The sequence below is a fragment of the Moorena sp. SIO3H5 genome, from assembly GCF_010692395.1.
Lineage (GTDB): Bacteria > Cyanobacteriota > Cyanobacteriia > Cyanobacteriales > Coleofasciculaceae > Moorena.
In genome coordinates this window covers 1-1,277 of record NZ_JAAHHS010000773.1, presented here as the reverse complement: position 1 = coordinate 1,277, position 1,277 = coordinate 1, and the positions used below count along the sequence as shown (strand labels likewise).

The 1,277-nt window shown below is 45.2% G+C and carries 1 protein-coding gene; it reads right to left on the bottom strand.

The features are described from left to right. Positions 1 to 284 precede the first annotated feature (284 nt). A partial coding sequence (gene petH / locus F6K52_RS36410) for a ferredoxin--NADP reductase (protein WP_293090111.1) occupies positions 285 to 1,277 on the bottom strand: 993 nt, incomplete at its 5' end.

Below are 1,277 nucleotides of genomic sequence, written 5' to 3'. Positions count from 1 at the left end.
TTGCTATACCTAAAATGTAGCCATATAAAAAGCGCCATGCTGTACAGGCAAGCATCCATTTTTATATCAAGTGAGCGCAACATTCAATGGAACTGTGTAGCCATCTTAAAGCTTGTTTTTATTTAGCCAAAACTGCCCTGCAGCCCTATCGAATAATCTCAAAAAAACATTAGCGCGCCTGTTTACCTCAGCCCTATGGACAAAAGAAACAGACGCGCTAGTTTTATCTAAATCCTCCTAAAGGAGGATTTACTTTGTACCAGCCGTAACCTATTAGGTTTTTACTAGTAGGTTTCTACGTGCCAGCGATGTGCTTTCTTCATTTGCTGTCTGTATGGAGTCCAATCTACATCCTCTTTACCAGCTGCAGTGGTCAAAGCCTCATCAATACCACCTTCCATACCTTTTAATCCGCAGATGTAGGTATGGGTGTTGGGTTCCTGCATCAGCTTCCACAACTCGTCAGCATGTTCCGCCACCCTGTGCTGGATATACATCTTGCCCCCTTCAGAATTCTTCTGCTCACGGCTAATGGCATAGGTGAGGCGGAAGTTATCTGGGTTATTCTGCTGCATTGCTTCTAAATCATCTTTGTAGAGGATGTTAGGGGTAGTAGAAATACCAAAGATCAGCCAAGCCAAGCCCTTGAACTTGTAATCTTCGTGCTGCTCCTTAAACATCCGCCATAGGAAAGCCCGGAATGGTGCAATACCAGTTCCTGTTGCCATCATGATGATATTGGCATTGGGGTCTGATGGCAGCAACATCTCCTTACCCACTGGTCCAGTGATTTTGACATCATCCCCTGGATTCATAGTGCAAAGGAAAGTAGAGCAGACACCGTTTACGGTCTCCCCAGTTTCGGGATGTTTGTACTGCAGCTGTCTGACACACAGGGATACTGTCTTATCATCCAGGTCATCGCCGTGACGAGTAGAAGCAATGGAGTACAGACGAAGCTTGTGGGGTTTGCCTTTGTCATCAGTACCATCGGGAATAATCCCAATACTTTGACCTTCGAGATAGCGCAGCTCACTTCCAGAAAGGTCAAATTTCAGGTGACGGCAATTACCAATACCCCCTTCCCGGACTAGTTGTTCGTTTGATATACACTTACCAATGAAGGGGTTTTTGGGTCGATAGGTATTGACAGGGATATTATCTTTGGCCTTTTTGGGTTTCGCTTGAGTCATAGGCTTAGTTGTCTTTTCTGACTGGGTAGGCTTAGTTGTGTTTTCTGACTGGGTAGGTTGTGTTTGAGCCACTGACCCATTAGA